General features: G+C 75.4%; 20 protein-coding genes. 7 read left to right on the plus strand and 13 right to left on the minus strand.

The window, feature by feature from the left end:
• The first annotated feature begins 4 nt into the window (after nt 1-4).
• Nucleotides 5-838 (plus strand): helix-turn-helix domain-containing protein, encoded by an 834-nt coding sequence (locus tag ACZCLJ_RS12135; protein ID WP_463103870.1) that lies wholly within the window; start codon nt 5-7, stop codon nt 836-838.
• Between the two features lie 303 nt (nt 839-1141).
• On the opposite strand, the gene ykgO is transcribed toward ACZCLJ_RS12135, so the two are convergent.
• Genes ykgO through rpmB form a run of 5 tightly spaced genes read right to left on the minus strand, consistent with a single transcriptional unit; the run spans nt 1142 to nt 2300 of the window.
• Nucleotides 1142-1264, minus strand: a complete 123-nt coding sequence (gene ykgO / locus ACZCLJ_RS12140; RefSeq protein WP_251152023.1) for a type B 50S ribosomal protein L36 — start codon at nt 1262-1264, stop codon at nt 1142-1144.
• On the minus strand, nt 1261-1554 hold the full coding sequence (locus ACZCLJ_RS12145) for a type B 50S ribosomal protein L31 (RefSeq protein WP_463103871.1): 294 nt from the start codon (nt 1552-1554) through the stop codon (nt 1261-1263). The genes ykgO and ACZCLJ_RS12145 overlap by 4 nt, the downstream gene beginning before the upstream one ends.
• A 37-nt stretch (nt 1555-1591) precedes the next feature.
• Entirely contained in the window at nt 1592-1897 is a 306-nt protein-coding gene (rpsN, locus tag ACZCLJ_RS12150) for a 30S ribosomal protein S14 (RefSeq protein ID WP_251152021.1), read from the minus strand.
• A complete protein-coding gene (gene rpmG, locus ACZCLJ_RS12155) occupies nt 1897-2064 on the minus strand; it encodes a 50S ribosomal protein L33 (protein ID WP_463103872.1) in 168 nt (55 codons plus the stop codon). Before rpmG ends, rpsN begins: the two co-directional genes overlap by 1 nt.
• Nucleotides 2064-2300: a 50S ribosomal protein L28 gene (gene rpmB / locus ACZCLJ_RS12160; RefSeq protein ID WP_463103873.1), complete on the minus strand. Its 237-nt coding sequence runs from the start codon at nt 2298-2300 to the stop codon at nt 2064-2066. The genes rpmG and rpmB overlap by 1 nt, the downstream gene beginning before the upstream one ends.
• Nucleotides 2301-2416: 116 nt before the next feature.
• Here rpmB and ACZCLJ_RS12165 point away from each other — a divergent pair, with 116 nt between their 5' ends.
• Complete coding sequence (locus ACZCLJ_RS12165) at nt 2417-3595, plus strand: CobW family GTP-binding protein (protein ID WP_463103874.1); 1179 nt, start codon at nt 2417-2419, stop codon at nt 3593-3595.
• A gap of 222 nt (nt 3596-3817) precedes the next feature.
• Here ACZCLJ_RS12165 and ACZCLJ_RS12170 read toward each other — a convergent pair whose 3' ends face one another.
• From ACZCLJ_RS12170 to ACZCLJ_RS12200, 7 genes are all read right to left on the minus strand, one after another.
• Nucleotides 3818-4435, minus strand: a complete 618-nt coding sequence (locus tag ACZCLJ_RS12170; protein ID WP_463103875.1) for a DUF1775 domain-containing protein — start codon at nt 4433-4435, stop codon at nt 3818-3820.
• Entirely contained in the window at nt 4432-6180 is a 1749-nt protein-coding gene (locus ACZCLJ_RS12175; protein WP_463103876.1) for a copper resistance CopC/CopD family protein, read from the minus strand. The genes ACZCLJ_RS12170 and ACZCLJ_RS12175 overlap by 4 nt, the downstream gene beginning before the upstream one ends.
• A gap of 7 nt (nt 6181-6187) precedes the next feature.
• The gene (locus ACZCLJ_RS12180; RefSeq protein WP_463103877.1) at nt 6188-6916 is read right to left on the minus strand and encodes a DUF1775 domain-containing protein; all 729 of its coding nucleotides are present in this window, start codon (nt 6914-6916) and stop codon (nt 6188-6190) included.
• Nucleotides 6917-7014: 98 nt separating this feature from the next.
• Entirely contained in the window at nt 7015-7563 is a 549-nt protein-coding gene (locus ACZCLJ_RS12185; RefSeq protein WP_463103878.1) for a hypothetical protein, read from the minus strand.
• A 207-nt stretch (nt 7564-7770) separates the two neighbouring features.
• A complete protein-coding gene (locus ACZCLJ_RS12190) occupies nt 7771-8490 on the minus strand; it encodes a copper resistance CopC family protein (RefSeq protein WP_463103879.1) in 720 nt (239 codons plus the stop codon).
• Nucleotides 8491-8600: 110 nt separating this feature from the next.
• Nucleotides 8601-9278 carry a hypothetical protein gene (locus tag ACZCLJ_RS12195; RefSeq protein WP_463103880.1) on the minus strand — a complete coding sequence of 226 codons (678 nt, stop codon included), beginning with the start codon at nt 9276-9278 and terminating at the stop codon, nt 8601-8603.
• A gap of 22 nt (nt 9279-9300) precedes the next feature.
• Nucleotides 9301-10062, minus strand: coding sequence for a Pr6Pr family membrane protein (locus tag ACZCLJ_RS12200; RefSeq protein ID WP_463103881.1), 762 nt, complete (start codon nt 10060-10062; stop codon nt 9301-9303).
• 158 nt (nt 10063-10220) lie between these two features.
• Between ACZCLJ_RS12200 and ACZCLJ_RS12205 the strand changes: the two genes are divergently transcribed.
• Complete coding sequence (locus ACZCLJ_RS12205; RefSeq protein WP_463103882.1) at nt 10221-11492, plus strand: amidohydrolase; 1272 nt, start codon at nt 10221-10223, stop codon at nt 11490-11492.
• A gap of 60 nt (nt 11493-11552) precedes the next feature.
• Nucleotides 11553-11957 carry a hypothetical protein gene (locus ACZCLJ_RS12210; RefSeq protein ID WP_251152009.1) on the plus strand — a complete coding sequence of 135 codons (405 nt, stop codon included), beginning with the start codon at nt 11553-11555 and terminating at the stop codon, nt 11955-11957.
• Between the two features lie 52 nt (nt 11958-12009).
• Here ACZCLJ_RS12210 and ACZCLJ_RS12215 read toward each other — a convergent pair whose 3' ends face one another.
• Nucleotides 12010-12366, minus strand: a complete 357-nt coding sequence (locus tag ACZCLJ_RS12215) for a TraR/DksA family transcriptional regulator (protein WP_463103883.1) — start codon at nt 12364-12366, stop codon at nt 12010-12012.
• 144 nt (nt 12367-12510) lie between these two features.
• On the opposite strand from ACZCLJ_RS12215, the gene ACZCLJ_RS12220 reads away from it, so the two are divergent.
• The 3 genes from ACZCLJ_RS12220 to ACZCLJ_RS12230 are packed head-to-tail and all read left to right on the plus strand — an operon-like array spanning nt 12511 to nt 13849.
• A complete protein-coding gene (locus tag ACZCLJ_RS12220) occupies nt 12511-13062 on the plus strand; it encodes a universal stress protein (protein WP_463103884.1) in 552 nt (183 codons plus the stop codon).
• Nucleotides 13050-13472, plus strand: a complete 423-nt coding sequence (locus ACZCLJ_RS12225) for a fluoride efflux transporter FluC (RefSeq protein ID WP_463103885.1) — start codon at nt 13050-13052, stop codon at nt 13470-13472. The genes ACZCLJ_RS12220 and ACZCLJ_RS12225 overlap by 13 nt, the downstream gene beginning before the upstream one ends.
• Nucleotides 13469-13849 (plus strand): fluoride efflux transporter FluC, encoded by a 381-nt coding sequence (locus ACZCLJ_RS12230; protein WP_463103886.1) that lies wholly within the window; start codon nt 13469-13471, stop codon nt 13847-13849. The genes ACZCLJ_RS12225 and ACZCLJ_RS12230 overlap by 4 nt, the downstream gene beginning before the upstream one ends.
• The last annotated feature ends 116 nt before the right edge of the window (nt 13850-13965 follow it).

A 13965-nucleotide genomic window follows, 5' to 3' on the forward strand; every position in this document is an offset into this window, starting at 1 on the left:
GAGCGTGAGCACCTCAGATCTCGGTCCGTTCCTCAAGGCACGCCGCGGGCAGGTCCAGCCCGACGACGTCGGGCTGCCCGGGCACACCCCTCGGCGCGTCACCGGGCTGCGTCGCGAGGAGGTGGCCCTGCTGGCCGGCGTCAGCGTGGACTACTACGCCCGGCTGGAGCAGGGACGCGAACGCAACCCGTCACCGTCGGTGCTCAACGCCATCGCCAGCGCTCTGTGCCTCGACACCGACCAGCGGGAGCACCTCTTCCGCCTCGCCGACCTGGCACCCACGGCCCTGACCGCGGTCAGCGCGACACCGCCGCAGTCGCTGCTCGACCTGCTCGACGCCTGGCCGGCCACCCCCGCGATGATCATCGACCGGCAGCTCGACGTCCTGGCGCACAACGCCCTGGCCGGGGCCCTGTACTCCGACTTCGACCGCATCGACAACCTGGCGCGCATGACGTTCCTCGACCTGGCCGGCACCAGCTTCTACGCCCACTGGGACCGGGCCGCCGAGTCCTGCGTGGCCAACCTGCGCCTGGCCTTGGGCCACGTCGACTCCGCCGACGCCGTGCGCCGGCTGGTGGTCGAGCTCTCGGCAGCCAGCGCCGCGTTCCGCCACCTGTGGGCCCAGCACGACGTGCGCGGCAAGACGCACGACTCCAAGACGTTCCGCCACCGCGACGTCGGCGACCTCGTCCTCGACTACCACGCGTTCGACGTCAAGGGCTCACCGGGCCGCCAGCTGATCGTCTACCAGGCCGCGCCCGGCACGCCCAGCTCCGAAAAGCTGCAGCTGCTGGCCTCACTGCACGCTACGCCTCCGGCGACGCCCGCCACGTGAGCCGCACTCGCCCGGTCCCACGAGTGCTCGTCGGTCGCTCTCCTGGCTTGGAGCACGGCGCGTAGACGTTCGAGGCGCCATGACACCCGGCGGCCTGTCCCGGCCGCCTCCGACCCCAGCCGGCGCCACCTGATCCACCGACTCCGGCATGTGAGGATCGCGCGGTGCACTCGCGAGGGCACATGCGCGAACTTCCGTACACATGGATGGACCGACGCATGGGAAGACAGGACCGGAGCCGCCCGTCGGCAGCTCCGGTCCTGGGTCCCGCGTGGCGGCGCGCACAGCACCACCCGGTGCGCCTCAGCCCTGACGGGCCTTCCAGCGCGGGTTCTTCGTGTTGATGACGAACGTCTTGCCGCGCCGGCGCACGACGATCGCGCCCGGCTTGTTCTTCAGCGAGCGCAGCGAGGCGCGAACCTTCATCGGGCACTCCCGCCCTGCGTGCGCGTCCCATAGCGCTGGCGGAAGCGCTCGACGCGGCCCGCGGTGTCCACGACACGCTGCGTGCCGGTGTAGAACGGGTGGCTCGCGCTCGAGATCTCGACGTCGACGACCGGGTAGGTGTTGCCGTCCTCCCAGACGATCGTCTCGCGCGGCACGCCCGGTCCACCCGGGTGGTCGCCCGCGAGCGTCGACTGCGTGAGGAACGCGAAGTCGGCCGACTTGTCGCGGTAGACGACGGGTCCGTACTGGGGGTGGATGTCCTTCTTCATGCTTGCCTCCGTACTGCTGTCGTGACGGCGGCGGCCGTCACCAGCTCGACTTCGTGACTCCGGGCAGCTCGCCGCGGTGCGCCATCTGGCGCATCCGCACGCGCGAGATCCCGAACTTGCGCAGGTAGCCGCGCGGGCGGCCGTCCCCGACGTCGCGGTTGCGCAGGCGCGTCGCGCTCGCGTCGCGCGGCTGGCGCTGCAGCTCCGCGACGGCCGCGGCCTTCTCGTCGGCCGTGGCCGTGGGCGACGCGACGACGCGCTTCAGCTCCGCGCGCCGCTCCGCGTACCGGGCGACGACGGCCGCCCGCTGATCGTTCCGCGCGATCTTCGACGTCTTGGCCATCAGCGCTCCTCGCGGAAGTCGACGTGGCGTCGCACGACGGGGTCGAACTTGCGCAGCACGAGCCGGTCCGGGTCGTTGCGGCGGTTCTTGCGGGTCACGTAGGTGAACCCGGTGCCGGCGGTGGAACGCAGCTTGATCACGGGACGCAGGTCCTGGCGGGTGGCCATCAGAGCTTCTCCCCTCTCGCGCGGATCTCCGCCACGACGACGTCGATCCCCTTGCGGTCGATGGTCTTGATGCCGCGCGTGCTCACGCGCAGCGTGACGTGGCGCCCGAGCGAGGGCACCCAGTAGCGCTTCTTCTGGATGTTGGGGTCGAAGCGACGCTTGGTCCGCACGTGGGAGTGCGAGATCGAGTGGCCGAAACCCGGCGAGGTGCCGAGCACCTGGCAGACGGCGGACATGGTGTTCCTTCCTGGACGATGCCGCGACGATAGGTACTGAGAATCGTTCTCGTCAAGGTGTAGAGTCCAACACACCCGTCCACCCGGATGTTCCCGGCCAGAACTGGAGCCTCTGCATGACCATCGACCACCCGGACCCGCTCGACACCCGCCTCCCGCTGAGCGTCCTCGCGACCGTCGACGCCGTCCTGCGCGACTCGGCCGTCTTCGGGCTCGCCGTCGGAGGGGAGGGCACCGTGGTGCTGCGCCACGACATCCTCGCGACCGACGGCGAGCTGCGGCGCGTCGTCGTCGACGCCACCGGCGTGGTGGAGGACGTCCGCGTCCCGCTCGAGCACGCGTGCCTGTCGTGCGCGGTGCGGGAGGACGCCGTCCCCACGCTGCGCCGCCTCGCCGCCGACGGCCGCTGGGACCACGTCGCCCTCGCGCTGCCCGTCGGCGCAGAGTCTCTCCCCGTCGCGAGGGCGCTCGCCGGCGCGAGCGCCCCGGGCGGCGAGCTCGAGCGCCTGCGGCTCGCGACCGTGCTGGCCGTCGTGGACGTCGAGCAGGTGGAGCACGACCTGCTCGGCGACGACCTCGTCGACGAGCGCGGGATCGCCCTGACCCCGGACGACGAGCGAGCGATCGGCGAGGTGCTCGCGGCCCAGCTCGAGCACGCCGACCTGGTCGTGACGACGGGTTCGCCCGAGGCGGCACCCACCGGCTCCGGTCTCGTCGACCGCCTGCGCGGGACCGGGACACGCCGGATCGACGGGCTGCACGCCCTCGACGCCGCGGACCTCGCCGGTGGCGTGCACGACGCCGCCGCCGCCGAGCGGCGCGCGCACCCGCTCGGCGCGCGAGGCGCGCGCCGGCCCGCGGACGGCGACCGGCGACCGGGCGACCGGAGCTGGACCCTGGAGCTGCGCTCGGCCCGGCCGTTCGACCCGGAGCGGCTCCTGCGCCGGATCGAGGACCTCGGGACCGGCCCGTTGCGCTCGCGCGGCGTCTTCCACGTCGCCAACCGGCCCGACTCGCTGTGCGCGTGGGACGGGGCCGGCGGACAGCTCTGCATCGGCGGGCTCGGCACCTGGGACGACGCGAGCACCGCGGAGGGGACGCCGGTCCGCCCGCACACGCGGATCGTCGTCGTGGGCGCCACGGACCCGGAGGCCGTCGGTGACGAGCGCGACCGGCTGCTCGACGCGTTCGGCGAGGTCCTCGCGACGCCCGACGAGCTCGCCGACGGCGGGCTGCGCTGGCTCGGGCGCGAGGACGTCCTCGCGCCGTGGCTGGGCGCGCGCAGCGAGGTCTGACCCCAGCCGCCCTCCGGGCGGACGGACCGGGAATGACGAACCGGTGGCGGTCCGCCACGTGAGCTCCCCCCAGCGGAGCTCTCGTCGCGGACCGCCACCGGTCCGGGTGTCGTCGCGTGACCCGTCGCGACGACGTCCCCCACCTGCGAACGAGGGGTGGCCGGCACGTTCGGGACACCGTGCCGACGTGACCTGCGTCACACTTCGTGCAGAACCAGCGCGTCAGACCCCCTGGCGTCGACGCGCACGGACCACCCACGCCCCGCCCGCACCCGCGAGCACGGACGCACCGACGACCCCCGCGACCAGCGGTGCGAGCGGTGTCGGTGCCTCGCTCGCCGGCAGCGGTGACGCCGCCGGCGTGCTGAGCGTGGCGGCGGTCGCGACGAAGGTGGGCGCCGGGTAGGCACCCGACGGGTCGGTGTCGCTCCAGTCGTGGAAGGCCCCCGACGGGCACTCCTGGACGGCGGGGAAGGCGAACGACTCGCCGATGTCGCCGGTGACGCGGACGTCGACGGTGAACGCCGCACGCTCGCCGTCGGCGACCGGGGCCGCCTCCCCGGACCACGCCACGCCGTCGTCGCCGACCTCGGAGGTCCAGCCGTCGGGCTGATCCGCGGCGAGCAGCTCGACGCCCTCGGGCATGACGACCCGCAGCGCGTCGGTGGGCTCGCCGTCGCACCCGTGGTCGAACGTGAACGTGATCCGCGCCGTCCCGTCACCGAGCGGCTCGACGGTCTCCAGGAGCACGTGCGCGGCCGCGGGGCTCGACGCGGCGACGACGCCCGCCGCGGCGAGGACGAGCGCGGCGGTCGCCCGGCGCAGCGGTCGACGGGTCATGACGTCACCTCCAGGGGGATCTCGACGATCGGGCTCTCGTACTTCGAGGTCCGGACCTGCACCGTGACCGTCCACGACCCCGCGAGAGGCAGGTCGAGCGGCGCCTCGTACGTCCCCGGCCCGGTGCGCACGAGCGCGTGGGCGAACGGCCCGAGCGCGGGCTCGGCGAGCGTCGTCGTGACCTCGGGGTCCGCGACGGGCTCGAGCGGCGCCCCGTCGGCGTCGAGCAGGACGAGCTCGAGCGCGTTGACCCCGACGGCGCCCGGCGTGACCCGGGCCTCGAGCGTCCCGTCGCCGAGCGGCCGGGTCTCCTCGACGGCGTCCGGCGCGGCGTCGGCCGCCGCCGGAGCGGCCGCGACCCCGTCGAACGGGCTGCGCGAGACCAGCACGCCGGTCACGGCGAGCACGACGACGAGCAGCCCCGCCTCGAGCGCGACGGTCCGGCCGAGCCGGCGCGAGGCCGGTGCGCCGGTCGCCACCCCGGGGGTGCCCGCCGCGCGGCCCGTCGTGCCGCGACCCGACCGCGCGGCGAGGGCCGGGACGAGCCGGTAGCGGTTCCACGCCGCGACGGCGACGACGCACAGCGCGACGCCGACCTTGACCAGGAGTGCCTGCCCGTACGCCGTCGACACGAGCGCCTCGACGGTGCCGACGATCCGCCAGCCCAGCACGACGCCCGTCAGCGCGAGGGCGAGCACGACCCACGCGCCGAGCGCGGAGAAGCGCGTCACGGTCACCGCGGCACGCCGCTCGTCCACCTGGGACGACCGCGCGAGCACGAGCGTCAGCCCGACGACGCCGCCGATCCACACGGCCCCGGCGACGACGTGCAGGACGTCGGCCGCGACGACGAGCACCGCCGGGCCGAAGGTGCGCGTGTGGCCGACGAGCACGAGGGCGCCGAGCGCGAGGGTCGCCCCGCCGAGCGCGACGCCCGCCGGCCAGACGGCGCGACTCTCTCGCGCCGCCCGCGGCGCGAGCAGGGCCGCGCACCCGAGGCCGGCCACTCCGAGCGCGGCCGCGAGGGCGGTGTCGGACGCCAGGCCCGTGCGCCACGTCGCGGCGTCGAGCACGGCGTCGAGGCCGCCCCCGGCCTGCCACGCCGTCGTGAGGGGCACGCTCAGCACGAGTCCCACGGCGCCGGCCGCGAGACCGACGAGCCGCGCGCGCTGGAGCCGCGACCGCAGCCGCGGCATGGCCCCGGGCGTGGCGTGCAGGACGAGCAGCTCGAAGACGAGGAGACCGGCGACGAGGAACGTGCCGAGGTAGACCGCGGCCTGGTCGGCCGCGCGTACCGCGACGAGCGCAGCGCTCGGCTCGGCGACCTGCGCCTCGACCGTCGTCGCGCTCGGCGCCCCCACGGAGAAGCTGAACGCCCCGGCGACCGGGTGCGTGTCGAGCGAGATGACGCGCCAGCTCACGACGTACGTCCCGTCGCCGAGCGTCCCGTCGGGGGTGATCACGAGCGCGTCGTCGACCGCGGAGACGTCGACCGCGACGTCCGACCCGTCGGCGGCGAGCACGGTCGTCCCGCCGTCGACGGCCCGCACGGGCTCGTTGAAGGTGATGGTGAGGGCGTCGGGCGGGGCGTCGAGCACCGCGCCGTCCTGCGGGTCCGTACCTACCAGGACGGCGTGCGCCGCGGCCGGGCCGCTCGCGAGGATCACGAGCAGGACCGCGGCCGCGGCACCGACGACCAGCACCACCACCCGGTGCAGCACCGAGAGGTGGGTCGTGCTGGTCATGGACATGTCAGTCCTGGGCGCGGCGCGAGCGCGCGAACGCGAGCGCCCCGAGGACGAGGCCCGCGGCACCCAGCGCGAGCGCGACCCAGGAGACGACGGGCGTGGCCGCGTCGTCGGAGGCCGCGTCCGCCGACGTGTCGTCCTGCGTGTCCTCCGCTGCGACCTCCTCGGCCTGGGCCTCGGTACCGTCCGCCTCGGCGGCCTCCGCCGCGGTCAGGTCGAACGACGGCGCCGGCGACTCGAGGTCGTCGCCGGTCTGGCCGTCCGCGGGGATCTCCACCCACGCGGTCTCGCCCTCCTCGCACGTCTGGACCGTGGGGAAGTCGAGCGTCTCCCCCGCGGCGTCGGGGAGCTTGAGGGACAGCTCGAACGCGTCGCGGTACCCGTTCGGGACCGGGGTCTCGGCGGTGTACACGACCTCGCTGACCCGCTCCGTGTACTCGCCGCCGTGGCCGTCGTCCACGGGCGTCTCGAGGTCCTCCATGACCTTCTCGACGTCCCACCCGGGGTGGACGGTGGGCGAGACCGCGAGGATCTGCTCGGGCATCTGGATCGCGATCTCGGTGGTCGCCGACTCCCCGCAGCCGTGCCCGAACGCGAACGTGAGGACGGTGTAGGAGCCGGCGGTCGAGGTGCTCGGTGTGACGGTCACGTGTGCGGACGCGACGCTCGCGCCCGCGACGACGAGACCGGTGGTGAGGGTGGCGGCGCCGAGGGCGCGCAGGGACTTGCGCATGGGAGTGCCTTTCGGGAGAGATGGGGGTGCGCGCGCGGGCACGACGTCGTGGCCCGCCGGGGCGCGCGGGAACGGGACGCCGCGGTGGGCGTCCGGGGTCAGGCGACGGCGGGTGGCGCACGTCCGCCGACCGCCCCCGGGACGGGAGCACGGCGGGGCGTGGGGAGGCAGCCGCGGGCGAGCGGGACCACCCTGCCGACGACGACCGGCCGCGGGCGACCAGGGACCTGTCGGCCGGAGAGCCAGGACCACAGCCGCCAGAGCAGCGCGTCCCCGTGCCGGAGCACGAGCGCGAGGACGACGGTCGCGACGGCGTGTGCCGCGAACATCGTCGCCGTCGCGACGGGGCCGTCGTGGGCGTGGGTGGACGCGGTCGCCGTCGCGGAGAGCTCCGCGGAGCGCTCGAGCACGACGTGCATCACGACCTGCCCGACGCCCAGCAGCGCGAGGAGACGCGGCAGCCCGACCTCTCGGCGCGTCAGCGGACGCACCGCGACCGCGCTGAGCGCCGCGAGGACGACCAGGGGGACGGTGCCCGGACGCGATCCGCCCGCGAGGTCGTGCGACAGGAGCGAGAGACCCACGACCACGGCAGCGAGCACGAGCCCGCGCGCGGCGCGCAACGGCCCGGACCCCGGAGACGTCACGACCGCACCCCGACGACGCGCGACACGGTCGACCGGTCGCGCTCCGTGCTCGTCGGGGTCGTCATCGACCGGTTCCCTCCGCTGGACCGTGGGGTCGCCTCGTCGCGCCTGTCGTCCTGCTTTCGCCGAAAGTACCGGCGCTTCTGGCGTGCGTCAATCAAAAGTCGCACCGGTTCGTGCCGTCGCATCGGCCGGGTCCCGCAGCGGTCAGGCCCGCGGGTCCCCGGCTCCGTCGTCACCGCCGCCACGGCGGCGCAGCACGAGGACCGTCGCGACGCCCGCGGCGGCCAGGACCGCGACGGCACCGATCACGAACGGCAGCGCGCTGCCACCGTCGTCGTCGGTCGCGGCGGCGTCGTCGGTGCCGCCCGTGTCACCGTCGTCGGCGGTGGCTGCGTCCTCGGCGGCACCCGCGTCGCCGTCCGTGGCGGGCGACGACGCGCTCTCCTCGGGCGTCGCCTCCTCGGCGGGAGAGCTCCCCGACGGCGCGGGCTCGGCCGCCGGCTGCTCCGCCACCCCGAACGAGAGCGTGCCCTCGATGGGGTGCCCGTCGGACGAGACGACGCGCCACGCGACCGAGTACGTGCCGCCGGTCAGCGCGGCCGCGTCGAGCGGGAGCGACGCGTTCGCGCCGTCGATCGTCGGGGCGCCCTCCGCGACGACCGTCCCGGCGGCGTCGGTCACGACGACCTGCGGCTCGACCGCGAGGGGCTCGGTGTTGAAGCTCAGCGTGATCGCGGCGGGCGGGGCGTCGAGCTGGGCGCCGTCCGCGGGGTCCGAGCCGACGAGACGGTCGTGCGCCTGCGCGGGCAGCGCGGAGGACGTCGCGAGCACGGCGGTGAGGGCCAGCGCCGCGAGCAGCGCGAGGAGCGCCGTGAGGAGCGCCGAGATTGGTCGGTGTGCGGTGAGGGTTCGTGCAGGGAGCATGAGGAGGTCTTTCCGTCCGAGGCGCGGCGGTGCCGCTGGCTGTACCCGGTGGTCCGGCGTGCGCCGGCACGGCCTCGTCGGGCGTCGCGCGGACGCGCGAGCGGTGGGTTCTAGGCGGAGGTCCCGACGAGCCGGACGGCGGCCGGGGGGCCACGCGTCGGCGCGGTCCCCGGGTGGCGCGTCGTCGGGCGGCGCGTGAACGCGGCGGGGACGCCGGCCTCGCGGCGCGACGCCGCCACGACGACAGGGGCGAGCAGGGACGCGAGCGGCGTCAGCCAGGCGACGAACCGCTCGAGGGCGCGCTCGCCGCGCGCGAGCACGACCGCCAGGACGAGGGTCGCGACGGCGTGGGCGACGACCATCCACACGCCGGGGACCACGGAGGCCGCCGACGACGCGAGGTGGGCCGACGACGCGAGCCCCGCTCCGGCGTCGGGCAGGCCTGCGCCCGGGGAGCACACGAGGACCGCACCGTGCCCGGTGTGACCCGCCCCCGCCGACGGACCCGCAGGCACGCACGTCGCGGCGCCGTGACCGAGCGTGTCGAGCGCGACGTGGAGCCCGAGCTGGGCGGTGCCGAGGACCGCGAGGAGCCGCGGCACGGTGAAGCGGACCCGGGCTGCGACCATCGCGCCCGCGAGCGTGAACGCGGCGAGAGCGGCGAGGACCAGCGGGTCCGGGAGGTGACCTCCGGCGACGGCGTGCGCCGCGGCGCTCAGCGCCAGGACGAGGGTCGCCACGAGCGCTGCGCGCGTCACGCGCAGCGGACCGGCGACCGGGGAGAGCACGGGGCCACCCTAGCCGCTCGCGTCAGGCGGGGGCACCGTCCCCGCGGCCCGTCGTGCGGGCGTCGGAGGCGTCCGGGCCGCCTCGCGCGGCGCCGTCGGCGGCGCCCGTGCCGTCGGCGGGACCCGTGCCGTCGGCGGCGCCGACGTCGGGGAGCACGACGGCACCCGGGTACGAGCCGATCAGAGCCCGCGCGGGCAGCATCCGGTCGAGACCGACGAGCACGAGCCCGAGCACGAGGAACCCGGCGCCGTAGAGGACGACGTTGACGAGCAGGCCCGCCCAGCCGAGCGCGTCGAGGTCGACGAACCCGTAGGGGTACTCGCTCCCCGGGCTGACGAAGCCGCGGATCGTCGTGAAGGCGAAGTAGGCGAGCGGGTACAGGAGCCACTGGGCCGCCGTGAGCCCGCGCAGGCGCCGGTGCGGGGTGAGCAGCAGGAAGTCGGCGACGACGGCCAGCGGGAGGACCTCGTGCTCGATCTGCCCGTCCGTCAGCCCGAGGAAGACCGCCGGCGCGTCGGGGTCCTCGGGCGCGAGGACGAACCACGACACGAGCCCCGTGATCGCGGCGAAGAGCGTCACCGCCCCGGTGAACCATGCCGGGGGCTGCCGGCGCCGCAGGAGGGACGCGATCCCGGCCCACGTGAAGGCGACCACGACGAGGAAGCAGGTCTGGTTGGTGAAGTAGATCAGACCCTCGACGTCGCCGTCCCGCCAGATCGTGCGCGTACCGACGAGCGCGAGGACGACGAGGAAGAGCCGGAAGATCCCGACGACGACGTGCATGCGAGCTCCTTCGCGCGCGATCCGGTCACGAGCCGGTCCGGTCGCCCCGGGCGGCCTTCCCGCACGCCGAGCCTAGTCCCGCCGTGAGCCGTCCCGGCGCACCGGCGCAGCCAGGACGAGGTGACGCTTGCCCGGGGCGACGGGGCCATGATGGACCCATGACGACCTCATCCAGCACCCGGACCACCCCCCGCACCGCGCGCGCGACCGTCGCCGTGACCAACGGCTACGTCGTGCCCGTCGCCTCCCCGCCGATCGAGGGCGGGACGGTCCTCGTCGAGGACGGCGTGATCACGGCCGTCGGCACGGACGTCGCGGTGCCCGAAGGCGCCCGCGTCCTCGACGCCCGCGGCCGGTGGGTGCTGCCCGGCTTCGTCGAGGCCCACGCGCACATGGGCGTGATGGAGGAGGCCGAGGGCTGGGCCGGCAACGACACCAACGAGATGACCGACCCGAACGGCTCCGCGCTGCGGGCGATCGACGGGATCAACGTCGAGGACGAGGGCTTCCGCGACGCGCTCGTCGGCGGCGTGACGTCCGCCGTCGTGAAGCCCGGCTCGGGGAACCCGATCGGCGGGCAGACGGTCGCGATCAAGACCTGGGGCGGGCGCACGGTCGACGAGCAGGTGATCCGCGAGGCCGTGTCCGTGAAGTCGGCGCTCGGCGAGAACCCCAAGCGGGTCTACGGCGACCAGAAGAAGACGCCCTCGACGCGCCTCGGCGTCGCGAAGGTCATCCGGTCCGCGTTCGTCGACGCGCAGAACTACGTCGCGAAGCGTGACGCCGCCGAGGCGAAGGGCGAGCCGTTCGACCGCGACCTCGGCAAGGAGACCCTCGCGCGCGTGCTCGCGGGCGAGCTGTACTGGGACCAGCACACGCACCGTGCCGACGACATCGCCACCGCCCTGCGGCTCGCCGACGAGTTCGGCTACCGGCTCGTCCTCAACCACGGCACCGACGGCGCCGCGATCGCCGACGTGCTCGCCGAGCGCGACGTCCCGGTGATCTTCGGCCCGATGTTCACGTCGCGGTCCAAGGTCGAGCTGCGCGACCGCGCGATCGCGAACCTCGGCGTGCTCGCCCGAGCGGGCGTCCGTGTCGCGATCACGACGGACCACCCCGTCGTGCCGATCAACTTCCTCGTGCACCAGGCGTCCCTCGCGGTGAAGGAGGGGCTCGACCGCGACGTCGCCCTCCAGGCGCTCACCGTGAACCCGGCGCGGTTCCTCGGCCTCGACGACCGCGTCGGCGCGCTCACGCCGGGGCTCGACGGCGACGTCGTCGTGTGGTCGGGCGACCCGCTCGACGTCACCGCGCGCGCCGAGCACGTGCTCGTCACCGGCACCGAGGTCTACACGTGGGACGGCGCGGCGAACGGCGGTCGCGGGGCGGGTCGGGTCGTCGAGCGCGCGGAGCGCTTCGCGCACTGAGGGGTCCGAGCGACCACCGTTCCTCTGGCGCCGCGTCCCCCGCAGGGGGACCATCACTCCATGCGCACAGCACACGGCGTCGCCCTGCCGGTCGCGGCGGCCGGTCTGATGGCCGCTCTCGTCAGCGGGTGCAGCGGCTCGGGACCGGGCGAGAAGGACACCACCTACGACTCCGTCGCGGACCTCCAGAGCTCGGCGACCACCGCCGGGCTCACGTGCCTGTCGTTCACGGAGACGGACTCCGGCTCGCCGGACGTCGAGACCGGCACGTGCGACGACACGGCGCTGCTCGCGGTCTTCGCCGACGGCGTGGCGGAGGACGACTTCGTCTCCATGCTGCCGCCGTCGCCCGAGATCGAGGGCGAGGCGGTGCTGGTGGGCCCGAACTGGGCGATCCAGGGTGATGTCGACGACCTCGAGGAGACGCAGGCCGGCATCGGAGGAGACATGATCTCGGACCGGTGACCGGCGCACCGAGCCTCCGCGTCCGCCGTCGTCGACGTGCGCCGAGGAGAGCTCAGGCCGACGCCGCGCACCCGACGCACGTGCGCGCCGTCGGGCGGGCCTCGAGCCGGGCGGCGGGGATCTCCTGCCCGCAGGACGAGCACGTCCCGAAGGAGCCGGCCTCCATCCGCGCGAGCGCGGCGTCGACCTCCTCGACCCGCACCGCGGCGGACCGCGCGAGGGCGTCGACCTGGGCCCGCTCGAACGCGATCGTCGCGCCGTCCGGGTCGTGCTCGTCGTCCGCGTTCGAGTCCCGCGAGGCCTCGACGATCTCCGCGACCTCGCCGCGCAGGGCACGCAGGCGGGCCAGCGCGTCGGCGCGCTCCGCGAGGAGGCGCTCGCGTGCGGTCACGAGGTCGAGGTCCGTCACGTCGTCCTCAACACCTCGGCCTCCCGGAACCGTCCCTCGCCGCGCGTCGGGACGCGTGTCCCGGCGCGCGGCTAGGGTGGTGGCCGACGGCCCCGGACCGTCCTGGCGGCGGGCGGGGCCGTGCCCGCAGGAGGTGATCGGATCGTGCGTGACCGACCTGTCCCGCAGCCCGGCGCCGAGCGCCTGACCCCCTTCGCGGGACATCCCGTCGTGGTCGGCGTCGTCCCCGGGCAGGACCCGCTCGTCGTGCTCACCGCCGCGGCCTGGGCGCGGGCCGCGGGGGCCCCGACGCTGTACCTCGCCTACGCCGACCCGTCGCGCTACGTCGTCGAGGAGCACGCCGACGGCACCGTGGCGCACGCGGCCGTCGACCCGGACGCCGACGACGGGTCGTGGGAGGGCACGGACGCCGGGCTGCGGGAGCAGGCCTCGGCGGTGCTGGGCGACGAGCCCGTGCGGTGGGAGCTGCGCTACCTCGCGGGACGGCCCGACCGCGCGCTCACGCACCTCGCTCGCGCGGTCGACGCCGCGGTCCTCGTCGTCGGGACGCGGACGCCCGGCGCCGGCGGACGCCTGCGCGAGCTCGTCGAGGGCTCCGTCGCGGCGCACCTCGCCCACCACCAGCACCGCCCGGTGCTCACCGTGCCGCTGCGCGTCGTCGACTGGTCGGAGGGCTCGGCGCCGTGGGGTCGCTGAGGTTGCGGCTCGCGGCCCTGGTCGCCCTCGGCGGCGCGGTCGGCACCTCCGCCCGGGCCGGCCTGGAGGCGGCGTTCGCCGCCGAGGCCGGGACCTGGCCGTGGACGACGTTCGCGATCAACCTCGTCGGCTCGTTCCTCCTCGGCGTGCTGCTGGAGCGGCTCGCACGCTCCGGGCCCGACGACGGGTGGCGGCGCCGGGCCCGCGTGCTCGTCGGGACCGGCGTCCTCGGCGGCTTCACCACGTACAGCACGTTCGCGCTCGAGGTGGACCGGCTGGTCGACGCCGGGCACGCGGGGCTCGGCGTGGCGTACGCGCTCGGCAGCGTGGTGCTGGGCGTCCTCGCGTCCGGTGCCGGGATCCTCCTGGCGGGCACGCTCGGACGGCGCGGCGGGGCGGGCCGCGCATGAGCGGGCTCCTCGTCGCGCTCCTCGTCGCCGCGTGCGGGGGTCTCGGTGCGGCGGCACGGTTCCTGGTCGACGGCGCCGTCGCGCGCCGCGCGCGCTCGGTCGTCCCCCTGGGGACGGTCGTCGTCAACGTCAGCGCGTGCCTCCTGCTCGGCCTCGTCACGGGATGGGTCGTGGCGCACGCCGGCCCGGACGCGCTCGCGGCTGCCGTGGGCGTCGGTCTCCTCGGTGGCTACTCGACGTTCTCGACGGCGAGCGTCGAGGGCGCACGGCTGCTGCTCGCCGGCCGCCCCGCGGCGGCCGCCGTGCACGCGCTCGGGATGCTCGGGGCGTGCCTCGCCGCGACGGCGCTCGGACTCGTCGTCGGAGGTCTGCTCTGACCGGCCGGCGCGACCGCCCGGCGTGACGCCCACCAGCGGTTCCACGCGCCGGGATGCGCATGACAGCGGCCCGCCGTGATGGAAGAGTGGCACCGCCCGGCCGAGCCGGGGTCACC

Source organism: Cellulosimicrobium sp. So1_17 (assembly GCF_055181235.1).

Bases quoted from the DNA above. Each gene is read 5' to 3' on its own strand.
- ykgO (WP_251152023.1), bottom strand. From the start codon at position 1,264: ATGAAGGTTCGCGCCTCGCTGCGCTCGCTGAAGAACAAGCCGGGCGCG.
- ACZCLJ_RS12145 (WP_463103871.1), bottom strand. From the start codon at position 1,554: ATGAAGAAGGACATCCACCCCCAGTACGGACCCGTCGTCTACCGCGAC.
- rpsN (WP_251152021.1), bottom strand. From the start codon at position 1,897: ATGGCCAAGACGTCGAAGATCGCGCGGAACGATCAGCGGGCGGCCGTC.
- rpmG (WP_463103872.1), bottom strand. From the start codon at position 2,064: ATGGCCACCCGCCAGGACCTGCGTCCCGTGATCAAGCTGCGTTCCACC.
- rpmB (WP_463103873.1), bottom strand. From the start codon at position 2,300: ATGTCCGCCGTCTGCCAGGTGCTCGGCACCTCGCCGGGTTTCGGCCAC.
- ACZCLJ_RS12165 (WP_463103874.1), top strand. From the start codon at position 2,417: ATGACCATCGACCACCCGGACCCGCTCGACACCCGCCTCCCGCTGAGC.
- ACZCLJ_RS12170 (WP_463103875.1), bottom strand. From the start codon at position 4,435: ATGACCCGTCGACCGCTGCGCCGGGCGACCGCCGCGCTCGTCCTCGCC.
- ACZCLJ_RS12175 (WP_463103876.1), bottom strand. From the start codon at position 6,180: ATGACCAGCACGACCCACCTCTCGGTGCTGCACCGGGTGGTGGTGCTG.
- ACZCLJ_RS12180 (WP_463103877.1), bottom strand. From the start codon at position 6,916: ATGCGCAAGTCCCTGCGCGCCCTCGGCGCCGCCACCCTCACCACCGGT.
- ACZCLJ_RS12190 (WP_463103879.1), bottom strand. From the start codon at position 8,490: ATGCTCCCTGCACGAACCCTCACCGCACACCGACCAATCTCGGCGCTC.
- ACZCLJ_RS12200 (WP_463103881.1), bottom strand. From the start codon at position 10,062: ATGCACGTCGTCGTCGGGATCTTCCGGCTCTTCCTCGTCGTCCTCGCG.
- ACZCLJ_RS12205 (WP_463103882.1), top strand. From the start codon at position 10,221: ATGACGACCTCATCCAGCACCCGGACCACCCCCCGCACCGCGCGCGCG.
- ACZCLJ_RS12210 (WP_251152009.1), top strand. From the start codon at position 11,553: ATGCGCACAGCACACGGCGTCGCCCTGCCGGTCGCGGCGGCCGGTCTG.
- ACZCLJ_RS12230 (WP_463103886.1), top strand. From the start codon at position 13,469: ATGAGCGGGCTCCTCGTCGCGCTCCTCGTCGCCGCGTGCGGGGGTCTC.